We start from the raw sequence: 19,990 nt of genomic DNA, 5'->3' as shown, positions 1-19,990 counted from the left end.
GCCCCCGGGCTCAGGCGTCGTCGGCGGGCGCCTCGGGCGCCGGGGCCTCCTCGGCCACGGAGGCGAGGATCGGGGTGGCCGGCAGCTTCCGCACGCGCTTGGGGCGGCGGGCGCGGGCGGGGATGAGGGCGCGCATGTTCTCGGTCTTGCCGAAGCAGAGCAGCCGGTCGCCCTCCTCGAGGACCTTGGTGTCCGCGGGGTTGGGGAACACGGAGGTGCCGCGGTGCAGGGTGAGCACCTGCAGGTCCTTCGCGAGCAGCCCGGAGTCCTCGATGGACTGGCCCACCCAGCCGGAGCCGGCGTGCACGGTGATCTCACCGACCCCGTACCCGGTGGACACGGCCAGGCGCTGGCGCACGTCGATGTCCGGGAAGCCGGCCTGGTCCGCCACGTAGTCGATGATGGCGCCGGCCACGTCCAGGTCCGTGGCGGCCTCGATGCCCTGCAGCCCCGGGGAGGAGTTCACCTCCATGACCAGCGGGCCGTGCTCGCCCTCGAGCATGTCCACGCCGGCCACCCGCAGGCCCATGATGTGGGCCGCCCGCACGGCGGTCTCCGCGTACTCGGGCGAGAGCTCGACGCGCTCCACGGTGCCGCCGCGGTGCACGTTGGAGCGGAACTCGTCCCCCTGGGCCCGGCGGCGCATCGCGGCCACCACGCGGTCCCCCACCACGAGCGCGCGGATGTCCTTGCCCTTGGACTCCTCCACGAACCGCTGGATGAGCACCTGCTGGTTGGTGCCGTGCAGCGTCTCGATGATCGCCTCGGCCACCTTCTTGGTCGGCGCCAGGATCACGCCGATGCCCTGGGTGCCCTCGAGCAGCTTGATCACCACGGGCGCCCCGCCCACCATGTCGATCGCCGTGGAGACCTCGCCGCGGTTGCGCACGAACACGGTGGCGGGCATGTCGATCTCGTGGCGGGAGAGGATCTGGGTGGCCCGCAGCTTGTCCCGCGAGTTCATGATCCCGGCGGCCGTGTTGGGCGTGTAGACGTCCATCTGCTCGAACTGGCGCACCACGGCGGTGCCGAAGTAGGTCACCGAGTTGCCGATGCGCGGCAGCACGGCGTCGTAGCCGGAGAGGGGGCGGCCGCGGAACATCAGATCGGGCTCGTCCGAGCTGAGGTCGATGCCGAAGCGCAGGGTGTCCAGGACCTTCACCTGGTGGCCGCGCTCGAGCGCCGCGGTCTTGAGGCGCTGCGTCGAGTAGGCGCGCAGGGAACGGGAGAGGATGGCGAGCTTCATGACCGCTTTCCTGGGAGGATGAGGGGCGTGTCTGAGTCTAAGCACACGGCCCCGACCCCCCACGGCGTGCCCCCCACCGACGACGGCGCCGCTTGCCCGGGGCTGGTGGGCTGGCGCGAATGGGTCGGCCTGCCCGCCGCCCACACCCCCTGGATCAAGGCCAAGATCGACACCGGTGCCCGCACCTCGGCGCTCCACGCCTTCGGCATCGAGCGGTTCACCCGCGACGGCGCCGCGTGGGTCCGGTTCGAGGTGCACCCGTGGCAGACCTCGGCCGCGGACGCGCGGACGGCCGAGCTGCCGGTGGCCGATCTGCGCACGGTCCGCTCCTCGAACGGCGAGGCGCAGGAGCGCGTCGTCGTCGTGATGCCGCTGACCCTGGCCGGCCGCACGATCGAGGCGGAGGTGACCCTGACCCACCGGGACGAGATGGGCTTCCGCATGCTCGTGGGGCGCACCGCGCTGGCCGCCGGCGGCCTCCTCGTGGACCCCGCCGCCTCGTACGTGGGCGGGCAGCCGCCGCGCGGCGTGCGCCGCAGGAACCGGGGGCGCGCGTGAGCCGTCGCCCCGCCCGCGCCCCCTTCGCGTTCGGCGGGGTCGAGGTGCCGGCCGGCCGCCGCCACGAGCTGTCCCTGCCGATCTCCCAGCTCGTCACCGGCGCGGACGTCACCCTGCCCGTGCACGTGCTGCACGGCCGCGAGGACGGGCCCACCGTGTGGGTCTCCGCCGCGATCCACGGGGACGAGGTGGCCGGCGTCGAGATCGTCCGCCGCGTCCTGGAGCGGCTGCAGCCCAAAAACCTGCGCGGCACCCTGCTGGCCGTGCCCATCGTCAACGTGCTCGGCGTGATGGCCGGGGACCGCTACCTGCCGGACCGCCGCGACCTGAACCGCTCCTTCCCCGGCTCCGCCCGGGGCTCGCTGGCCTCGCGCATCGCGCACCTGATGATGACCGAGGTGATCGCCCGCTGCACCGTGGGCATCGACCTGCACACCGGCGCGGACCGCCGCTCCAACCTGCCGCAGATCCGGTGCGACCTGGAGGACCCCCAGACCCGCGCGCTCGCGGAGGCGTTCGGCGCCCCCGTGCTCTTCCACGCCCGCCTGCGGGACGGCTCCTTGCGCGCCGCGGCCCGCGAGACCGGCGCGCGCGTGCTGCTCTACGAGGCCGGTGAGGCCTGGCGGTTCGACGAGTACGCGATCGCCCCCGGCGTGGACGGGGTCCTGCGCGTGCTCGCCGCCCTGGACATGGTGGACCCCACGGACGTCGGGCTCACCGAGCCCGGGCCGGACGCCGTCGTCGACGCCCCCGGTCCGCTGCCCGGCGAGGTCCCCGAGGAGCGGACCACGGACGTGCCCGAGGCGACCGACGCCACCGGCGAGGACACCGCCGCCGTGCACCCCGACGTCGTCGACGGCGAGCAGGACGCCCCCTACCTGGTGTGGCAGTCCACGTGGGTGCGCGCCCGCGCGGACGGCCTCGTGCACCTGGACGTCTCCCTCGGCGAACGCGTGAGCGCCGGGGACCGGATCGGCGCGCTCTACAACTCGTTCGGCCGCCGCCTCGCGCACGTGAAGGCCGAGCTGACCGGCGTGGTCATCGGCCGCACCGAGGCACCCCTGGTGCACCGCGGCGACGCCCTCGTGCACATCGGGGGATGGGACGCATGAGCAGCCGCGGGGCGTTGGCCGCGCGCCGGAGCCGCCCCGCTCAGGCCGGGGACGGGCGCCGGGCGATGGCCCGGCCGCCGTGCACGAGCCGGTAGTAGAGCAGCAGCGCCAGCACCGCGTAGGAGACCGCCATCCCCGCGAGGATCGGGTAGACGACGGCGTTGTCCCCGTGCCGGTCGTGCAGCACGCCCACGACGGCACGGCCCACGATGGTGCCCGCGGCGAAGAGCAGGAAGAACAGGCTCGGCACCATCGCCGGGTAGCCCTGCTGCTGCGCGAACGTGGCCATGAACGCGAGGATGCCGCCGTACATGAACCCGGAGGCCAGGGCCACGCCCGCCGCCGGCGCCACCTCCGCGGAGAACACGTCCGCCCGGTGCAGCCGGAACCGGCCCGCCAGCGGCGGCTCGGGCACGCGCAGGAACAGGGCGATCAGCAGGGCCATGCCCGTGAAGCCGATGCACGCCCAGAACAGGGCGTCGTAGCCGACGGCCGTGCTCAGCTGCAGGGCCACCATCGGCCCGACGGCGCCCGCGAGCGTCATCGACGTGGAGAACCAGCCGGTGCCCTCGGAGCGGCGCACGGGCGGGACGATCCGCTGCACGGCCGTGGCCAGCACGGTGCCGGCCGCGCCGAAGCACATGCCGTTGAGCAGCCGTACCACGGTCAGTGCGGCCAGGGAGTCCGCCCAGAGGTACGCCGCCGTCGTGAGGACGTAGCAGGCCAAGGCGACGAGCAGGACCCGCCGCCGCCCCCACGCGAAGGTGGCGGGCGTCGTCGTCATGCGGGTGAGGACCGCGCCCAGCACGAACGCCCCCACCACGACGCCGGCCTCCGCGTCCGACGCGCCGAAGGACGTGACGGCGTAGAGCGCCATGGCGGTCATGAGCGTGTAGAAGATCATCGCCACGAACAGGTAGGTCGCGCTGACGAGGATGAACGGGCGCGTCCACAGCGGCGGGCGCGGGACCGCCGCCGAGCCGGCGAGGTCGGAGGGCGGTGGGGCGGAGGGCATGACCTCCATGTTCCCCCACGGCACGAGGCCCCGGCCCGCTCGTGAAGAGCGGACCGGGGCCTCGGGTGCGCGTCGCGGGCGCGACGGGCTCAGAAGCGGATGATCACTTCTTGGCCTTGGCGGCCACGACCTGCAGCTGGACGGTCGCGATGACGTCCTCGTGCAGGCGGACCTGGGCCTCGTGGTTGCCCACGGACTTGATGTGCGCCGGCAGGGTGATCGAGCGCTTGTCCACGGAGCCGAGGCCGGCGGCCTCGATCGCCTCGGCGACGTCGGCGGTCTGGACGGCGCCGAACAGGCGACCCTCCGCACCGGCGGTGCGCTCGAGCTTCACGGTGGCGGACTGGAGCTGCGCGGCCTGGGCCTGCGCGTCCTCCAGGTTCGCCACGGCGCGGGCCGCGCGGGCCTTCTGCAGGGACTCGACCTGCTTCTCCCCGCCCTTGGTCCACACGGTGGCGAAACCGCGCGGGAGCAGGTAGTTGCGGGCGTACCCGTTCTTGACCTCGACCACGTCACCGGAGGTGCCGAGACCGGCCACTTCCTGGGTCAGGATGAGCTTTGCCATCTGGGTGTTCCTTCCTTCGCTCGCTCGATCAGCCGCGGCCGGCGCCGGCGTAGGGCAGCAGGGCCACCTCGCGGGCGTTCTTGACGGCCTGGGCGATCTTGCGCTGCTCCTGGACGGTCACGCCGGTCACGCGACGGGCACGGATCTTCCCGCGGTCGGAGATGAACTTGCGCAGCAGGGCCACGTCCTTGTAGTCGATCTCGGTGATCTTGGCGGCCTTGAGCGGGTTGGACTTCGGTTTGGGCTTGCGGAGTTCAGCCTTCGCCATCGTGGTGCTCCTTCAGAGTTCTCTGGAGCCCGCAGAACGGTTCTGCGGGATGGGATCACGCGGCGTCCCGTGCCGGGCACGGGGCCGTGTGCAGTGCGGCCCGGCGGTGCCGGGTCGCGGGTGGGATGGGCCACCGGGGGGCGGCCCTCCGGGCGACGCGCGCCCGGACGGAGAGGTCCGTGGTGTTCCGTGTCCGTCGCGGCCGTGGGGGCCGCACCCGGTCAGTGCAGGATCAGAACGGGGGCTCGTTGGAGGACGGGGTGTCCCATCCGCCGCCACCGCCGCCGGACCAGGGGTCCTGCGGCGCGGCCTGGCCGCCGCCCTGCTGCTGGCCGCCCCAGCCGCCGCCCTGCTGGGCGCCGCCGAAGCCGCCGTCGTTGTTCCCCCCGAAGCCGCCGCCGGCCGGGGCGCCGCCGAAGCCGCCCCCCTGCTGGCCGCCGCCGAAGCCACCGCCGCCGCCACCGCCGCGCTGGGCGCGGGTGACCTTGGCCGTGGCGAACCGCAGCGCCGGGCCGACCTCGTCCACGTCCAGCTCCCAGCTGGTGCGACGATTGCCGTCCCGGTCGTCGTAGGAGCGCGCCTTGAGGCGGCCCTGCACGATCACGCGCATGCCCTTGGTCAGCGACTCCGCCACGTTCTCCGCGGCCTCGCGCCAGACCGAGCAGCGCAGGAACAGTGCTTCGCCGTCCTTCCACTCGTTGGTCTGGCGGTCGAACGTGCGGGGCGTGGACGCGACGGTGAAGTTCGCGACGGCCGCGCCGTTCGGGGTGAAGCGCAGCTCCGGGTCGGCGGTGAGGTTGCCGACCACGGTGATGACGGTCTCGCCTGCCATGGTCACTCCTGTCTTCGGGGGTTCTGCCGGTCAGTGACCGGATCCGGGGATCCGGGACTGCTCAGCGGGGTTCCGGTGGGGGCGTCGGGGACTGATCCGATGCTCTCAGACCCTCCGGACACGGTACGAGGATCACTCAGCGGTGATCTTCTGCTCCTCCGGACGGATGATCTTGGTGCGCAGGATCGTCTCGTTGAGGTTCAGCAGACGGTCCAGCTCCTGGGTGGCGGCCGGCTCCGACTGGAAGTTGACGACCACGTAGATGGCCTCGGACTTCTTCTGGATCTCGTAGGCGGTCTTGCGGCGACCCCACACGTCGATGTTGTCGACGGTGCCGCCGGCGTTCGTGACGACCTCGAGGTACTTCTTCAGGGTCGGCTCCACGGTGCGCTCGTCGACCTCAGGGTCGATCAGCACCATCAGCTCATAAGCACGCATGCGAACCCACCTCCTCTGGGCTTGCGGCCGCGGTCTCTCCGCGGCAGGAGGTTCTGTGCTCGTCGTCCGTGCGATGCTCCGCGCTCTTCGGCGGCACACAGACAACCTGATCCATCCTAGCAGTTCGACGAAGGGGCCCTGGCGCGGTGCTGGCGCCGCGTCCACGCGCGCGGGCGCCTCCCGCGCCGACGCCTCCCGCGCGTCGAGCCCGCGAGCCAGATGATTCAGTCGTTTTCCGGCCGCTTCTCCGACCGAAATCTCTGGCTCGCGGCCATCCAGGAGCAGAAATCTCTGGCTCGCCCCCGCCCCCCACGCGCAGCCTCACACCCCGCGGAAGAACTCCCGCACGGCCGCCGTCAGGTGCTCCACGTCCCGCACGCCGCACATCTCGCGCGCCGAGTGCATGGACAGCAGGCCCAGGCCCACGTCCACGGTCCGGATGCCCAGGCGGGTCGCCGAGATCGGGCCGATGGTGGAGCCGCAGGGGACGTCGTTGTGGGAGACGAACTCCTGGAACGGCACCCCCGCCACGCCGCACCAGCGGGCGAACGCGGCCTCGCCCCCGGCGTCGGTGGCGTAGCGCTGGTTGGCGTTGATCTTCAGCAGCGGGCCGTGGTTCACGCGCGGGTGGTTCACGGGATCGTGCCGCTCGGCGTAGTTCGGGTGCACCAGGTGGCCGGCGTCCGCGGACAGCAGCCAGGACCCCGCGATCGCCCGCGCCCGGCCCTGCCCGGCCACGCCGAGCGCCTCGAGCACGCGCCCCATGACCTCCTCGAGCAGCGGGCCGGCCGCCCCGGACCGCGACGCCGACCCCAGCTCCTCGTGGTCGAACGCGGCGAGCAGCGGGATCACCGGGGCGCCGGCCGCCACACCGGCCACCCCGCCCGCGACGGTCCCCTCGTACGCGATCGCCCCCTCGGCGCCACCGTGCTCGCGCGCCAGCTCCTCGAGCGCCACGAGGCCCGCGTGCACCGAGCTCAGGTTGTCCAGCCGGCCCGACGCGAAGAACTCGCCCGCCAGCCCGAAGAGTCCGGGCGCCTGGGCGTCGGCCACCACGACGTCGTGCCCGCGCACCGCGGCCGGGTCCACACCGGCGGCGGCCGCGAGCGCGGTCAGCACGTCACCGGGCACGCGGGCGGCCAGACCGTCGGCCTCCGCCTCGCCGGCGCCCTCGCCGCGCGGGACGAGCGCCCCCACGACGGGGTTCGTGTGCCGCTGCCGCTTCAACGTCAGCCCCTCGTTGACCTCGCGGTCCAGGTGGATGGCCAGCTGCGGGATGCGCCCCACGGGCCCGGTCGCGGCGAGCACCTGCGTGCCGTCGTCGAGGGCGAGACGCCCGGCGAACCGCAGCTCACGGTCCAGCCACGAGTTCAGCAGCGGGCCGCCGTACACCTCGACGCCGGCCTGCACCCAGCCGTCGGCCGTCACGGTGGCCGGGTTCGGCTTGAGCTTGAACCCCGGCGAGTCCGTGTGTGCGCCGAGCACGCGGAACACCGGCACGACGCCGGCGCTCTGCCCCGCCTCGTCCGGCCCGGCCGCGCGCGCCTCAGCACCCTCGTGGCGGCCCAGCGCCCGGGCACCCATCGGCACGATCCAGGCCACCGCCGCGCCGTCGCGCACCACCACGTAGCCGCCCGGGGCCGCCGGGAAGTCGGCCGTCTCATCCAGACGGGTGAAGCCCACGGCCTCCAGGCGGCGTGCGACCTCCTCCGCGGCGTGGTAGCTGGAGGGCGAGGCGGTCACGAACTCGGCCAGGTCCCGCAGGTGGGCGGGCAGCTCGGCGACGGTGTCACGGGTCACGGGGGTCATGCCCCGACCGTACCGCCCCCACCACCCCGTCCGACTACCCTGGCCCGAAAGCGGCCCCGGCCGCATCGCCCGCCCGTCAGCGCAGGAGGAGCCCGCCGTGGACATCATGATCGCCGTCGCCGTGGGGGTCTTCCTCCTGGTGGCGTGGACCGTGGGCGGCTGGGCCATCGTGCGGATGGGCTTCACCCGGGACGGGGACGCGGCCCGCACCCCCGCCCACGACGACGGCGCCGCGCGTCCGGCGCACCCCGGCGCGGCCGCGGACCCGGCCACCGACCCCCACGTGATCTGGCGCGAGCAGATGAAGGCGGCCACGGCCGCCTCCGGGGCGCCGTGCGTCTGTCCGCCGCCGCCCCGCGAGGGCGGCGCCGCCGAGGCGGGGACGAGCGCGCCGCCGTCGTCCCCGGACTGCCCGATCCACCGCTGGGACTACGCCTGAACCGCGGCCGGCCGGCCTGAGCGCCCCCGGGCCGGGCCGGCGTACGCGCCGGCGAGCGGGTCGGCGTCCGGGTGGCCGCCGTGGTCGCGCTTCACGAGGTCCTCGGCCGGGTGCAGCATCTCCCACACGACGCGCCCGCACAGCCACAGCACCGCGAGGATGTGGGCGAGGATCGCGGCCACGTAGACGGAGTCGTCCATGGAGTGCTGCGGCGGGGTCTCGGCCACCCCCTTGGCCAGGTACATCCACACGGCGAAGAAGTGCAGCGCCTCCACCGTCTGCCACACCCAGAAGTCCCGCCAGCGCGGCAGGGCGAGCGCCAGGAGCGGGATCAGCCAGACCACGAACTGCGGTGAGTACACCTTGTTGGTGAGCACGAACGCCGCCACCACCAGGAACGTCAGCTGGGCCAGCCGCGGGGTGTGCCGCACCCGCACGCCGAGCACGAAGATCCCGAGGCAGCACACCGCGAAGGTCCCGTAGGCCAGCAGGGTGAGGGAGTCCTCCGGCACGAACGCCCACCCGGCCTGCGCGGCGGTCACGTCCCACGCGTGCCACACGCTGGACAGGCCCGGCCCGCGCTCGCCGGAGAAGGTGAAGAACACGGACCACGCCTGGAAGTTCACGGCCATGAGCGGCACGTTGACCGCCGCCCACGCCGCCACCGTGCCCCCGGCCGCGAGCAGGAACGGCCGCCACCGCCGCGAGCGCACCGCCAGGATCAGCAGCGGCCCCAGGATCAGCAGCGGATACAGCTTCATGGCCGCGCCGAGGCCGAACAGCACCCCCGCCGTCAGGGACCGGCCGCGCGACCACGCGTACATGCCGCACGCCAGCAGGGCCACGGCCCACAGGTCCCAGTTGATGGTGCCGGCCAGCACGATCCCCGGGGCCACGGCCACCATGAGCCCGTCCGTCCACCGGCGCCCCGCCATCCGGACGGTCAGCACCGCGACGACGGCCCACAGCACCACCACGAACCCGAGGTTCACGAGCCAGAACACCACCGTGCCCTGCTCCGGCGAGAACGGCAGCGCCTGCGTGATCCAGGCCGCCACCGAGCCCACGACGGACATCAGCACGGGGTACTCGAACGTGGAGCCCGCCCGGAACGGCGCCCACGGGTCCGCCGCGAACCCGCGCCCGCCGTAGAGCGCGGCCCAGTCCGAGTAGCAGCCCGCGTAGTAGACGTCCGGGGCGCCCCAGCCGTGCAGCAGGCACGGCGACTTCTGCAGCACGGTCACGACGGCGGCCAGAGCCACCAGCAGCCCCGTCAGCGCCACGGGCCCGGCCCAGGAGCCGGTCCCCCGTCCGGGGCCGTTCGCCGCGAGGCCGCCGGCGAGCTGGAAGCGGCCGCCGCGCTCGCCGGGGGCGGGCAGGGTCCCGGACGGTGCGCTGTCAGCGGAACGCCCGGCGGGGGCGCCCGGGGCGGTCACGGCGTCGCTCGGGGCGCCGTCCGCGGCGTGAGTGGGCGGCTCGCTGGGGGTCGCGGCGTGCGCGGGGGCCGGTCTCATGCCCCCATCCTAGGAAGCCGCCCGGACACCGGACGGGCGGGGCCGCCGTCGTCGGTCGTAGACTGGCGTGGTTGATCCCCGGGTGAGCGCCCCGCCGGACGGTGTGGGCCCCCCTGCGCGCGCCGCGTGCCCGCACCCGTTCCGGACAGTCGAGGAGAGAACCAGACCGTGGCCACCAACCCCATCCGCGTCGCCATCGCCGGCGTGGGCAACTGCGCAACATCCCTCATCCAGGGCGTGGAGTACTACCGCGAGGCGAAGGCCACGGACACGGTCCCGGGCCTGATGCACGTGCAGTTCGGCGACTACCACGTGTCCGACCTCGAGTTCGTGGCCGCGTTCGACGTGGACGCGAAGAAGGTCGGCCTGGACCTGTCCGAGGCCATCACCGCCTCCGAGAACAACACCATCAAGATCGCGGACGTGCCCCACGCGGACGTCACCGTCCAGCGCGGCCCCACCCTGGACGGCCTCGGCAAGTACTACGCCGAGACCATCGAGGAGTCGGACGTCGAGCCCGTGGACGTGGCCCAGGCCCTCCGCGACGCGAAGGTGGACGTGCTGGTCTGCTACCTGCCCGTCGGCTCGCAGCGGGCCACCGAGCACTACGCCCAGGCCGCGATCGACGCCGGCGTCGCGTTCGTGAACGCCCTGCCCGTGTTCATCGCCGGCACCCCGGAGTGGGCCGAGAAGTTCACCGCCGCGGGCGTGCCGATCGTGGGCGACGACATCAAGTCCCAGATCGGCGCCACCATCACCCACCGCGTGATGGCCAAGCTGTTCCAGGACCGCGGCGTCACCCTGGACCGCACCTACCAGCTCAACGTGGGCGGCAACATGGACTTCAAGAACATGCTCGAGCGCGAGCGCCTGGAGTCCAAGAAGATCTCCAAGACGCAGGCCGTCACCTCCAACACCTCCGCGCAGCTGGGCGAGAAGGACGTGCACATCGGCCCGTCCGACTACGTGGCCTGGCTCGACGACCGCAAGTGGGCGTTCGTGCGCCTCGAGGGCCGCAACTTCGGCGACGCCCCCGTCTCGCTCGAGTACAAGCTCGAGGTGTGGGACTCCCCCAACTCGGCCGGCGTGATCATCGACGCCGTGCGCGCCGCGAAGATCGCCCTGGACCGCGGCATCGGCGGGCCGATCCTCTCGGCCTCGTCCTACTTCATGAAGTCCCCGCCCGTGCAGCACAACGACGACGCGGCGCACGAGCTTGTGGAGGCCTTCATCCGCGGCGACATCGAGCGCTGACGAGCCCGGTCCCCGCGGACCGTGCACGACGCCGGCCCGTCACCTTCCCCGTGGAGGTGACGGGCCGGCGTCGTCGTGGGGGCGCGTGCCGCCCCGGCCACCGCGCTCAGCGCCGCGCGCCGAGCCGGTCCTCGATGGTGAGCCGGACGAGCTGGGCGTACATGGCCTGGCCGTCGGCGCGGGGGTGCACGCCGTCGGCGGAGAAGTCCGTGACGTGCTGCTTCGCCGCGGCGTCCCAGTCCGCCAGGACGATCCGGTCCGGGTGGGCCTTGGCCTGCGCCGCCATCTGCACCTGCACGTCCGCGATCCAGTCCATCGGGCCGTGCGGCACCACGAGCACGAGCAGCCGGTCCTCGCCGACGGCCGCCAGGATCTTCTCCCAGTCGCCCCGATGGGTGGTGCCGTTGGCGCCCAGGGCCACCACGACGACGTCGCTCAGCTGGCCGTCCGCCTTGAGCTTCTCGAGCTCGTCCGCGGCGTCCCAGATCTGGTAGCCCACCTCCGCCTCGAGCAGCATCCCCGGCAGCTCCTCCATGAGCGTGGGCGCGGCCGAGAGCGAGACGGAGTCGCCGATCAGGGTGACGTCCGTGCCGAGCTCGGACGGCGGCAGGGCCGCGGTGAGCTGCTCCTTGGAGTACGTGGGGCGCGTGACGGCCGGGTCGCCGAGCCCGAGCCCGGACGGCTCGGCGGACGACCCGGGCGAGGACGTCGCGCCGGCGGAGCCCTCCGCGTCCCCGGGGGCGGCCGAGCCGGGTGCCCCCGAGGCCGACGCCTCGGCCCGCTTCGACTGCTCCGCCGCGCGGGACTCGCGGGCCGCCTGCTGCGCCGCCTGGGCGGCCTTGAGGGACTCCTCCGCCCGAGCGATGTCCTGCTCGAGCTGGGTCTGCGCGGGCGAGTGCACCACGGCGGCCACGGCCGCCGCGGGCACGGCCACGAGCCCCAGCGCCGTGGCGGCGGCCGCGAGCCGGCCGATCGGCCCGGCCCCGCCCGTGAACGCCCGCCGCGCGGCCGCGCCCCAGCGGCCGAAGGCGCCCCTGAACCCCTCGTGGAGGATGGGCTCCTCGATCAGCCGGGTGCTCAGGTCGGCGATCAGGGCGGTCAGCAGCAGGATCGCGCCGGCGGCCACGGGCTCGACCCACCCGGGGGCGTCCACGGGCACCATCACGCGCATGATCACGAGCAGCGGCCAGTGCCACAGGTACGCGGCGTAGGAGCGGCGCCCCCACCAGCGCAGGAACCCGTTGCCCAGCACGCGCGAGAGCGAGTCGCGCCGGTCGCCCTGCACCACGTGCCAGACGATGAACGCGACGACGGCGGACAGGCCCGCCAGCACCCCGCGGTACGTGCTCGCGTGGCCGCCGTCGACCAGGGCGAAGCCCGCCGCGAGCACCGCGACGGCGCCCCACGCGACGGCCACCCGCGGGGCCGAGGTCCGCGGCGCGGGGCCGCCGTGCTCGGGCCGGGGCACATGGGCCAGGCCGATCGCCACGCACGCGCCGAACAGCAGGCCGAAGGCGTGGGTGTCCGTGCCGAAGTAGAGGCGGGCCTGCTCGAACCCGTGCCACGAGCCCCAGGCCATCCACGCCGCGGAGGCCACGGCCGCGACCGCGACCGCGAGGATGCGACGGCGGTCCGCCACCCGCCCCGAGTTCACCGTGCTGCGCGGCGGCCAGGTGAGCAGGAGCAGCCCCCAGAGGAGCAGGGGCCAGAGGATCTAGAACTGCTCCTCGATCGCCAGGGACCACAGGTGCTCGAACAGTGGCGGCGAGGCGCGGTTGAAGTAGTCCCCGCCCTCGAGGATCATCACCCAGTTGCTGGTGTAGGTCAGGGCGCCGAACCATTGGCGGCCCAGGCCCGCGGGGAACTCGTCCACCGCCAGCCACGCGAGCGCGGTGGTGCCCACGAGCGCCATCAGCATGGCCGGGATGAGGCGTCGGACGCGCTTCATCCAGAAGGTGCCCAGCGCCACGCCCCGGCCCGCGTCCACACCGCGGACCAGGCCGGTGGTGATGAGGAAGCCGGAGAGCACGAAGAACATGTCCACGCCCACGAACCCGCCGCGCAGGAAGGTGGGCCAGGCGTGGAAGACGAGCACGGCGAGCACCGCGATCCCCCGCAGCCCGTCGAGGGCGGTCACCCGGCCGGGGCCGCGGCTGACCCGTGTGCCGACCTTGACGGCGGGCGCGCCGTCCTGGGGCGACAGGGCATGGCGGGGCACGGGCGCGGTGCGCTGGTCGGAACTCACAGCGGTCGATCATCCCATCCGGACCTGGATGGGCCAAAGCCTCCGGCTATCCCCACCCACCCACCGCGTTGGGGGCGGTTTCCGGCGGTATTCCGCTCCCAAAGCACCGGGTTCCGCCCCCGGAAGCGGGGGTGCGGGCGCCGGTCAGTGGTCGCGCAGCGCCTCGATGAGCTCGTCCTTGGTCATGGTGGAGCGGCCCTCGATGTCGAGTTCGCGGGCCCGCTTCGCGAGCTCGTCCTTGGTCCAGTCCTCGTAGGAGCCGGCCTCGCCGCCGCGCTCGGCGACCTCGTCCCGGCCGTCCCGGGCGGACGCGTTGGCGATCCGCGCGGCCTTCTCCTCACTCGCGCCCTCGCGGCGCAGCGCCTCGTAGACCTCGGGGTCCTTGATGCTGGAGGTGCCGGGGCCCATGGGGGCACCGTTCTTCTCGGTCTTCTTCTCAGCCATGCGGCCAGTGTGGTCCCGGCCCGACGACGGGTGGAAGGCCCGCCGCGCCGCCTCAGTCCTGCCGGGCCTCCGGCTGCTCGGCCCACCAGCGCCGCAGCTCCGCCTCGGCCTCGGCCGGCTCATGCGGGCCCTCGTCGAGGCGCCACTCGAGCAGGTGGTTGTACGCCCGGCCCACCACCGGGCCCGGGCGGATCCCCAGCAGCGCCATGATCTGCTGCCCGTCCAGGTCCGGCCGCACGGCGGCGAGCTCCTCGGCCTCGGCGATCTCGGCGATGCGCCGCTCGAGGTCGTCGTACGCGTGGGCCAGCCGCTCGGCCTTGCGCCGGTTGCGGGTGGTCACGTCCGAGCGGGTCAGCGCGTGCAGGCGGGGCAGCAGGTCGCCGGCGTCGTGGGCGTACCGGCGGACGGCGGAGTCGGTCCAGCCGGCGTCGCCGTAGCCGTAGAACCGCATGTGCAGCTCCACCAGACGGGCCACCGCCTTGATGGTGTCGTTGTCGAACTTCAGGGCACGCAGCCGCTTGCGGACGAGCTTGGCCCCCACGGTCTCGTGGTGCCGGAAGGTGACGGCCCCGCCCTTCTCGAAGCGGCGCGTGGCCGGCTTGCCGACGTCGTGCAGCAGCGCCGCCAGGCGCAGCACGGGGTCGGGGGTCGACGGCGCGTACTCACCCTCCAGCTCCATGGCCTGCTCCAGCACGGTCAGGGAGTGGGCGTAGACGTCCTTGTGGCGGTGGTGCTCGTCCGACTCGAGCTGCAGGGCGGGCAGCTCGGGCAGGACGTGGTCGGCCAGGCCGGTGCGCACGAGCAGGTCGAGGCCGGCGCGCGGGTGCGCCCCGCAGACGAGCTTGACGAGCTCCTCGCGGACGCGTTCGGCGGAGATGATCGTGATCCGCTCCGCCATCGCGGTCATGGCCTGCTCCACCTCGGGGGCCACGGCGAAGCCGAGCTGGGAGGCGAACCGGGCGGCGCGCATCATGCGCAGCGGATCGTCGGAGAAGGAGTCCTCAGGGGTGCCGGGGGTGCGCAGCACGCCGGCGTGCAGGTCCCGCATGCCGCCGAAGGGGTCCACGAGCTCGAGGGCGGGCAGGCGCAGGGCCATGGCGTTGACGGTGAAGTCGCGGCGCAGCAGGTCGTCCTCGAGGCTGTCGCCGAAGGCCACCTGCGGCTTGCGGCTGGCCGGGTCGTACTGCTCGGCCCGGTAGGTGGTGACCTCGAGCTGCCAGCCGGCCTTGCGGAAGCCGATAGTCCCGAACCGCCGTCCCACGTCCCACGTGGCGTCCGCCCAGCCGGCGCCCACGGCCTCGGACGCGTCCGGGTCGGCGTCCGTGGTGAAGTCCAGGTCCGGCGACGACCGTCCCAGGAAGAGGTCGCGGACCGGGCCGCCCACCAGGGAGAGCTCGTGGCCGGCGGCCTCGAACCTCCGCCCCAGCTCCACGACGACGGCGGGCAGGGTGGCGTCCGCGGGGAAGCCGGGGGGCAGCGCGTGGGTGGCGGTGGTCAGATCCATGATGCCTACAAGGGTGCCAGACGGTCCCGGCACGGGCCCGCGCGGGCCGGGCTAGAGTTGACGGCATGACCCGCCCCGATCCCTCCGCGCACCGGGGCGCCCCCCTGCCCTCCGCGCTGGGGGCGTGGCGTCGCCGGCCGCAGCCGCCTCTGCGCCCCGTCACCCCGGCCCCCGCGGGACCCCGTTCCGCCGCTGCCGCCTCCCTGCCCACGGTGGAGGAGGTCTCCGCCGGCGGCGTCATCGTCCGCGAGCACGACGGCGGCCTCGAGGTGGCCGTGATCGCCCGCTACAACCGCGGTGGCCGGCTCGAGTGGTGCCTGCCCAAGGGCCATCCCGAGGGCGAGGAGGACCACCGGCAGGCGGCCGTGCGCGAGGTGGAGGAGGAGACCGGGATCGCCGGCCACATCCTCGAGCCGCTCGGCGCGATCGACTACTGGTTCACGGTCGCCCGGCACCGCGTCCACAAGACCGTGCACCACTTCCTGCTGCGCGCCACGGGCGGCGAGCTGACCACGGAGAACGACCCGGACCACGAGGCCGTGGACGTCGCGTGGGTGCGCCTTGAGGACGTCGCGCGCCGCCTCTCCTTCGCCAACGAGCGCCGGATCGTCGACCTGGCCCGCCAGGTGGTCGACCAGCACTTCCCCCCGGGCGGCGCCCGGAGCCCCCGCCCCTGATCCACCGCCCCCGGCACGGGGCCTTCCGACCACGATTGGGTGACCCTTGAGCAGCAGACCCGCCCCGCGCCCAGCGCAGGACCCCGCCCACGCCGGCGTCGCCGACGAGGAGCCGACGACGACGGACCCCGCCCCCGCCACGGATCCGGCCGCCGTGGACCCCGCGGACGAGACCCCCGAGGGCGAGCGCCGCGCCGGCCGGTCCACCGCGATCATGGCCTCCGGCACGCTCCTCTCCCGCGTGCTGGGCCTCGTCCGTGCGACGCTGGTGACGGTGGCGATCGGCCTGTCCGCGGACATGGCCGACATCTTCGAGATCGCCAACTCCCTGCCGAACGTGATCTACCTGCTCCTGGTGGGCGGCGTGTTCAACGTCGTGCTCGTGCCGCAGCTGATCAAGCACGCCCGCGACGCCGACCGGGGCGCGGACTACACCTCCCGCCTGATGACGCTCGGCACGCTCGTGATGCTCGCCGGCACGGTGGTGGTCATGCTGGCGGCGGCCCCGCTCATGACGGCCCTGACCCGCGGCTGGTCGCCGGAGAAGCTCGAGATGGCCACCGTGTTCGCCCTGTGGTGTCTGCCCCAGGTGTTCTTCTACGGCATGTACGCGCTGGTGGGGCAGGTGCTCAACGCCAACGGGCGCTTCGGTGCCTACATGTGGGCGCCGGTGCTGAACAACGTCGTCGCGATCGGTGCGATCGTGCTGTACCTGGGCATGTTCGGGGCGTACCGGGCCGGGGACGACCTCGCCGGGTGGACGACCGCGCAGACGGTCGTGCTGGCCGGCGGCCACACCCTGGGTGTCGCGCTGCAGGCGGTGATCCTCTTCCTGCCGCTGCGCGGGCTCGGCCTGGGTCTGCGCCCGCGGTTCGGATGGAAGGGCATCGGCCTGCGGGACACCGGCCGGATCGCCGGGTACACCCTGGTCACGATGGTCGCCACGAACGTGGTGCTCCTGCTGTGCCAGCGGTACGTCACCTCCGCCACGGAGGCCCGCGACCGCGGTGAGCTGCGCATCCCAGGCACCGAGACCTGGAGCGCCGAGATGGCGCAGGCGGCCATCCCCGGTGTGGCCGCGTACAACATGGCGATGCTGATGGCCGTGCTGCCCCATTCGGTGTTCGTGCTCTCCCTGGCCACCGTGCTCTTCAACCGGCTGGCCCGCGCCATGGGCCGCCAGGACATGTCCGCGGTCCGGCGCACGACGGCGCAGGGTCTGCGCGCGTTCACCGTGCCGCTGATGTTCTGCCTCGCCGGCGTGGTGGTCCTGGCGGGCCCCCTGGGCCGCGTCTTCGGCTCGACGGCCGAGACGGCGATGGTGGCCGGCATCGCGGTGGGCTCGGTCCTGCTCGCGCTGGCGCTGTCCATTCCGTTCCGCTCGGGCTCCTTCTATCTGCTGCGCGTGTTCTACGCCGCCGAGGACGCCAAGGTGCCGATGGTGGTCCAGGTCAGCGGCTCGCTCCTGATGCTGTTGCTCTCCTGGGCGGGCGCGATGCTGCTGCCGCTGTGGTCCATGGCCCTGTGGGTCGCGTTCGCCTCGTCCGTCTCGTACGTGTACCAGTTCGTCCTGACCCATGTGCTCACCGTGCGCCGGTTCGGGGACTACGGCCTCGCGTCCGTGCTGCGTGCCCACGTCCAGACGGGCCTGGCCGCGCTGGCCGCGGCGGCCGCGGGCGTCGTCGTCGTGTGGCTGCTGGGCGGGTACACCGGCGGGTTCGCGTGGAACTCCATCGGGACGGCGCTGCTCACGTGCGCGGTGGCGGCCGTGGCGATGGGTCCGGTGTACCTGGTGGTGCTGCGGGCCATGCGGTTCCCCGAGCTGGACGACGCCCTCCGGCCGCTCGTCGCCCGCGTGCCGGCGCTGGGTCGTCTGCTGCGCGTCGGCTGATCTCTGGCCGCGACGGCCACGCCACGTATCATCGGATTCCGACCCCGTCGTCAGGAGAAGAGCCCGTGCCCCAGCCCATCGCCGTCGGCGCCGTCCTGGGCGGCCGCTATCGCATCACCCAGCACGTGGTGACGTCCGCGGACCAGGACATGGTGTTCCTGGGCACGGACCAGGTGCTCAACCGCCGCGTCACCGTGCTCGTGGCCTCACGTGAGAACGCCACGCAGGTGGCCTCGTCCGCGCGGGAGCTGGCCACGGGCGAGCGCACCGACGACGTGCAGGTGCTCGACCTGGGGCTGTCCGAGGGCCGCACGTACCTGATCGCCGGCGGGGACCCCGACCCGGACGTCCTGCTGGGTCTGGCGTACCCGCAGGAGCTGTACGTGGAGCCGTTCCAGACGGACAGCCTCGGCTCCGAGCTGTTCGGCGAGTCGCGGACCGGAGACCCCCACGCCTACGACGACGACGAGGCGTACTACACCGACCTCGACCGCCGGCTCCGCGCGGACGAGGACGAGGCCCAGCGTCGTCCCGGGTTCCTGAACCGCCTCTCCGAGCGCCTCGCCGAGCGGGTCCGTCCCTCCGACGGCACCGCGGCGAAGGCGGCCGCCGGGGCGTCGGCCCTGGCCGCGGCGGACGCCGCCACCCGGAAGCAGCAGGAGGAGCGCGAGCGGGCCGAGCGGGAGGCCGCCGAGCGGGCCGAGCGGGAGCGCAAGGAGGCCGCCGAGCGCGCAGAACGCGAACGTCGGGAGGCGGAGGAGCGTGCCGAGGAGGAGCGCCGCGCCGAGGCCGAGCGCGCCCGTCGCCAGGCGGAGCAGGAGGCTGAGGAGCGGGCCGCGCGCGAGCGGGAGGCCGAGCAGGCCCGGCTGGCCGCGGAGCGGGAGGAGGCCGAGCGCCGCGAGCTCGAGCGCCGGGCCGAGGCCCGCCGTCGTGCCGAGGAGGAGCGCGCCCGGGAGGCCGAGCGGCGCGAGGCTGAGAAGCGCGCGGCCCAGGAACGCGAGGCCGCGGAGCGCGAAGCTGAGAAGCGCGAGGCCCAGGCGGGCACCGCCGCACTCCCGGCTGTCGCGGCGGGGGCCGCCGCCGCGCAGACGACCGACGCCGATGCCGACGGGGCTACGCCACCCACCGAGCCCGTCGAGCCCGTGGCGGCCGAGAAGACCGACGCGCCGGAGCCGGTCGCCCCGGACACCGAGGCGATCCCGGTGCGGCGCCAGCGCCCCGTCCCCCGCCGAGCGATCGTGGCCGAGTCCGCGCCCACCGTCCGTGAGGAGTCGCGCGGCACGGCCGCTCCGGTGGCTGCCGCGGCCGGGGCCGCAACGGCGGCGGGTGCCGCGGCTGCCGGTTCGACGGCCGCCGCCGCGGCTCCGAATGCTGAAGCTGCCCCGGCCACCACCGGGGGCGACGACGGCGCCACGGTGGCCGACCCGGGCGACGGCAACGGCCGCACGCGCGGCGGCGGTCCGCTGGCCCTGCTCCTCGTGCTCGGCCTGCTGGCCGCACTCGTCGTGGGCGGGGTGCTGCTGGCCCAGAACCTGCGCGGCGGGCCGGCCCCGCAGGCCGCGTCGTCCGAGTCTGAGTCTGCGTCGTCCGAGTCCGCATCGGACACCCCGTCGCCGTCGGAGAGCACCAGCCCCTCCCCCACCCCGTCCAGCGAGAGCGCCGCGGCCGCCCCGCAGCCCGTCCAGGCCCTGCGCTCGGTGCCGGACCTGCCGGAGCACGAGGCCGAGCACGACGCGGACCTGAGCAACCTCATCGACGGCGACCCCACCACCGTGTGGCGCACCTTCGCCTACGCACGGCCGAACTTCGGCGGCTATGTGGAGAGCATGAACCTCGTGGTCCAGCTCGAGGAGCGCACCGAGGTGAACGAGGTGACCCTGCAGAGCACGGGGGCCACCGGTGGCGCCTGGTTCGCCTACATCGCCGACTCCCCCGAGGGCGCGAACGCCAAGGAGATCGGCAACGGCACCTTCGACCAGGACACCGTCTCCATCCCCGTGCCGTTCGAGGGCACCGAGGCCGAGGCCGAGTACGTGATCGTCAGCCTCACCTCGCTGCCCCAGCTGGAGGGCACGACGTCGGACCTCCCGTTCGGCCTGCGCCTCGGCGAGATCGCCGTCCGCTGACCCCGCGCCCGGGCGACGGCGCGCCGGACCTTCCGGCCGCCGTCGCCGGACGT

Annotated in this window: 19 protein-coding genes; 7 read left to right on the top strand and 12 right to left on the bottom strand. The window is 73.9% G+C overall.

From position 1 onward, the window contains the following. Nucleotides 1-10 precede the first annotated feature (10 nt). Nucleotides 11-1,246, bottom strand: coding sequence for a 30S ribosomal protein S6--L-glutamate ligase (gene rimK / locus NR073_RS07085; protein WP_010079801.1), 1,236 nt, complete (start codon nt 1,244-1,246; stop codon nt 11-13). A 27-nt stretch (nt 1,247-1,273) separates the two neighbouring features. Here rimK and NR073_RS07080 point away from each other — a divergent pair, with 27 nt between their 5' ends. Continuing rightward, complete coding sequence (locus NR073_RS07080; protein ID WP_036384478.1) at nt 1,274-1,804, top strand: ATP-dependent zinc protease; 531 nt, start codon at nt 1,274-1,276, stop codon at nt 1,802-1,804. Next, nucleotides 1,801-2,916 (top strand): succinylglutamate desuccinylase/aspartoacylase family protein, encoded by a 1,116-nt coding sequence (locus tag NR073_RS07075; RefSeq protein ID WP_159228226.1) that lies wholly within the window; start codon nt 1,801-1,803, stop codon nt 2,914-2,916. The genes NR073_RS07080 and NR073_RS07075 overlap by 4 nt, the downstream gene beginning before the upstream one ends. A 40-nt stretch (nt 2,917-2,956) precedes the next feature. On the opposite strand, the gene NR073_RS07070 is transcribed toward NR073_RS07075, so the two are convergent. The 6 genes from NR073_RS07070 to NR073_RS07045 form a co-directional block, all read right to left on the bottom strand. Continuing rightward, a complete protein-coding gene (locus tag NR073_RS07070; RefSeq protein WP_237069393.1) occupies nt 2,957-3,931 on the bottom strand; it encodes an MFS transporter in 975 nt (324 codons plus the stop codon). A 103-nt stretch (nt 3,932-4,034) separates the two neighbouring features. Continuing rightward, nucleotides 4,035-4,496 carry a 50S ribosomal protein L9 gene (gene rplI, locus NR073_RS07065; RefSeq protein WP_002857787.1) on the bottom strand — a complete coding sequence of 154 codons (462 nt, stop codon included), beginning with the start codon at nt 4,494-4,496 and terminating at the stop codon, nt 4,035-4,037. 28 nt (nt 4,497-4,524) lie between these two features. Next, nucleotides 4,525-4,764, bottom strand: coding sequence for a 30S ribosomal protein S18 (gene rpsR, locus NR073_RS07060; RefSeq protein ID WP_002857788.1), 240 nt, complete (start codon nt 4,762-4,764; stop codon nt 4,525-4,527). A gap of 232 nt (nt 4,765-4,996) precedes the next feature. Continuing rightward, the gene (locus NR073_RS07055) at nt 4,997-5,596 is read right to left on the bottom strand and encodes a single-stranded DNA-binding protein (RefSeq protein ID WP_135039565.1); all 600 of its coding nucleotides are present in this window, start codon (nt 5,594-5,596) and stop codon (nt 4,997-4,999) included. 132 nt (nt 5,597-5,728) lie between these two features. Continuing rightward, nucleotides 5,729-6,034, bottom strand: a complete 306-nt coding sequence (gene rpsF / locus NR073_RS07050) for a 30S ribosomal protein S6 (RefSeq protein ID WP_002857790.1) — start codon at nt 6,032-6,034, stop codon at nt 5,729-5,731. Nucleotides 6,035-6,355: 321 nt separating this feature from the next. Beyond that, the gene (locus NR073_RS07045; RefSeq protein ID WP_256748701.1) at nt 6,356-7,843 is read right to left on the bottom strand and encodes a M18 family aminopeptidase; all 1,488 of its coding nucleotides are present in this window, start codon (nt 7,841-7,843) and stop codon (nt 6,356-6,358) included. A 106-nt stretch (nt 7,844-7,949) separates the two neighbouring features. Here NR073_RS07045 and NR073_RS07040 point away from each other — a divergent pair, with 106 nt between their 5' ends. Then, on the top strand, nt 7,950-8,282 hold the full coding sequence (locus tag NR073_RS07040; protein WP_220478892.1) for a hypothetical protein: 333 nt from the start codon (nt 7,950-7,952) through the stop codon (nt 8,280-8,282). Here the strand turns inward: NR073_RS07040 and NR073_RS07035 are convergent. Beyond that, the gene (locus NR073_RS07035) at nt 8,273-9,796 is read right to left on the bottom strand and encodes a glycosyltransferase family 87 protein (RefSeq protein ID WP_078025345.1); all 1,524 of its coding nucleotides are present in this window, start codon (nt 9,794-9,796) and stop codon (nt 8,273-8,275) included. The genes NR073_RS07040 and NR073_RS07035 overlap by 10 nt on opposite strands. Before the next feature lie 168 nt (nt 9,797-9,964). Here NR073_RS07035 and NR073_RS07030 point away from each other — a divergent pair, with 168 nt between their 5' ends. Beyond that, on the top strand, nt 9,965-11,050 hold the full coding sequence (locus tag NR073_RS07030; protein ID WP_041102498.1) for an inositol-3-phosphate synthase: 1,086 nt from the start codon (nt 9,965-9,967) through the stop codon (nt 11,048-11,050). 106 nt (nt 11,051-11,156) lie between these two features. On the opposite strand, the gene NR073_RS07025 is transcribed toward NR073_RS07030, so the two are convergent. From NR073_RS07025 to NR073_RS07010, 4 genes are all read right to left on the bottom strand, one after another. Then, nucleotides 11,157-12,689, bottom strand: a complete 1,533-nt coding sequence (locus NR073_RS07025; protein ID WP_256748700.1) for an acyltransferase family protein — start codon at nt 12,687-12,689, stop codon at nt 11,157-11,159. 75 nt (nt 12,690-12,764) lie between these two features. Then, nucleotides 12,765-13,295: an acyltransferase gene (locus tag NR073_RS07020; protein ID WP_235186526.1), complete on the bottom strand. Its 531-nt coding sequence runs from the start codon at nt 13,293-13,295 to the stop codon at nt 12,765-12,767. A gap of 144 nt (nt 13,296-13,439) precedes the next feature. Then, a complete protein-coding gene (locus tag NR073_RS07015; RefSeq protein ID WP_070708933.1) occupies nt 13,440-13,739 on the bottom strand; it encodes a Rho termination factor N-terminal domain-containing protein in 300 nt (99 codons plus the stop codon). Between the two features lie 52 nt (nt 13,740-13,791). Next, nucleotides 13,792-15,243: a CCA tRNA nucleotidyltransferase gene (locus tag NR073_RS07010; protein WP_256748699.1), complete on the bottom strand. Its 1,452-nt coding sequence runs from the start codon at nt 15,241-15,243 to the stop codon at nt 13,792-13,794. A gap of 65 nt (nt 15,244-15,308) precedes the next feature. Between NR073_RS07010 and NR073_RS07005 the strand changes: the two genes are divergently transcribed. The 3 genes from NR073_RS07005 (at nt 15,309) to NR073_RS06995 (ending at nt 19,937) form a co-directional block, all read left to right on the top strand. After that, nucleotides 15,309-15,920 carry an NUDIX hydrolase gene (locus tag NR073_RS07005; RefSeq protein ID WP_069941261.1) on the top strand — a complete coding sequence of 204 codons (612 nt, stop codon included), beginning with the start codon at nt 15,309-15,311 and terminating at the stop codon, nt 15,918-15,920. A gap of 46 nt (nt 15,921-15,966) precedes the next feature. Then, nucleotides 15,967-17,811: a murein biosynthesis integral membrane protein MurJ gene (murJ, locus tag NR073_RS07000; RefSeq protein ID WP_256748698.1), complete on the top strand. Its 1,845-nt coding sequence runs from the start codon at nt 15,967-15,969 to the stop codon at nt 17,809-17,811. Nucleotides 17,812-17,876: 65 nt separating this feature from the next. After that, a complete protein-coding gene (locus NR073_RS06995; RefSeq protein WP_256748697.1) occupies nt 17,877-19,937 on the top strand; it encodes a hypothetical protein in 2,061 nt (686 codons plus the stop codon). The last annotated feature ends 53 nt before the right edge of the window (nt 19,938-19,990 follow it).

The sequence above is a fragment of the Micrococcus sp. Mcc28 genome (assembly GCF_024519775.1).
GTDB classification, from domain to species: Bacteria; Actinomycetota; Actinomycetes; order Actinomycetales; family Micrococcaceae; genus Micrococcus; species Micrococcus luteus.
This window is presented reverse-complemented; position numbering and strand designations above follow the sequence as displayed.

Excerpts from the sequence above, each read along its gene's own strand:
- rimK (WP_010079801.1), bottom strand. The coding sequence starts at position 1,246 with ATGAAGCTCGCCATCCTCTCCCGTTCCCTGCGCGCCTACTCGACGCAG.
- NR073_RS07070 (WP_237069393.1), bottom strand. The coding sequence starts at position 3,931 with ATGCCCTCCGCCCCACCGCCCTCCGACCTCGCCGGCTCGGCGGCGGTC.
- rplI (WP_002857787.1), bottom strand. The coding sequence starts at position 4,496 with ATGGCAAAGCTCATCCTGACCCAGGAAGTGGCCGGTCTCGGCACCTCC.
- rpsR (WP_002857788.1), bottom strand. The coding sequence starts at position 4,764 with ATGGCGAAGGCTGAACTCCGCAAGCCCAAACCGAAGTCCAACCCGCTC.
- NR073_RS07055 (WP_135039565.1), bottom strand. The coding sequence starts at position 5,596 with ATGGCAGGCGAGACCGTCATCACCGTGGTCGGCAACCTCACCGCCGAC.
- rpsF (WP_002857790.1), bottom strand. The coding sequence starts at position 6,034 with ATGCGTGCTTATGAGCTGATGGTGCTGATCGACCCTGAGGTCGACGAG.
- NR073_RS07045 (WP_256748701.1), bottom strand. The coding sequence starts at position 7,843 with ATGACCCCCGTGACCCGTGACACCGTCGCCGAGCTGCCCGCCCACCTG.
- NR073_RS07040 (WP_220478892.1), top strand. The coding sequence starts at position 7,950 with ATGATCGCCGTCGCCGTGGGGGTCTTCCTCCTGGTGGCGTGGACCGTG.
- NR073_RS07035 (WP_078025345.1), bottom strand. The coding sequence starts at position 9,796 with ATGAGACCGGCCCCCGCGCACGCCGCGACCCCCAGCGAGCCGCCCACT.
- NR073_RS07015 (WP_070708933.1), bottom strand. The coding sequence starts at position 13,739 with ATGGCTGAGAAGAAGACCGAGAAGAACGGTGCCCCCATGGGCCCCGGC.
- NR073_RS07010 (WP_256748699.1), bottom strand. The coding sequence starts at position 15,243 with ATGGATCTGACCACCGCCACCCACGCGCTGCCCCCCGGCTTCCCCGCG.
- NR073_RS07005 (WP_069941261.1), top strand. The coding sequence starts at position 15,309 with ATGACCCGCCCCGATCCCTCCGCGCACCGGGGCGCCCCCCTGCCCTCC.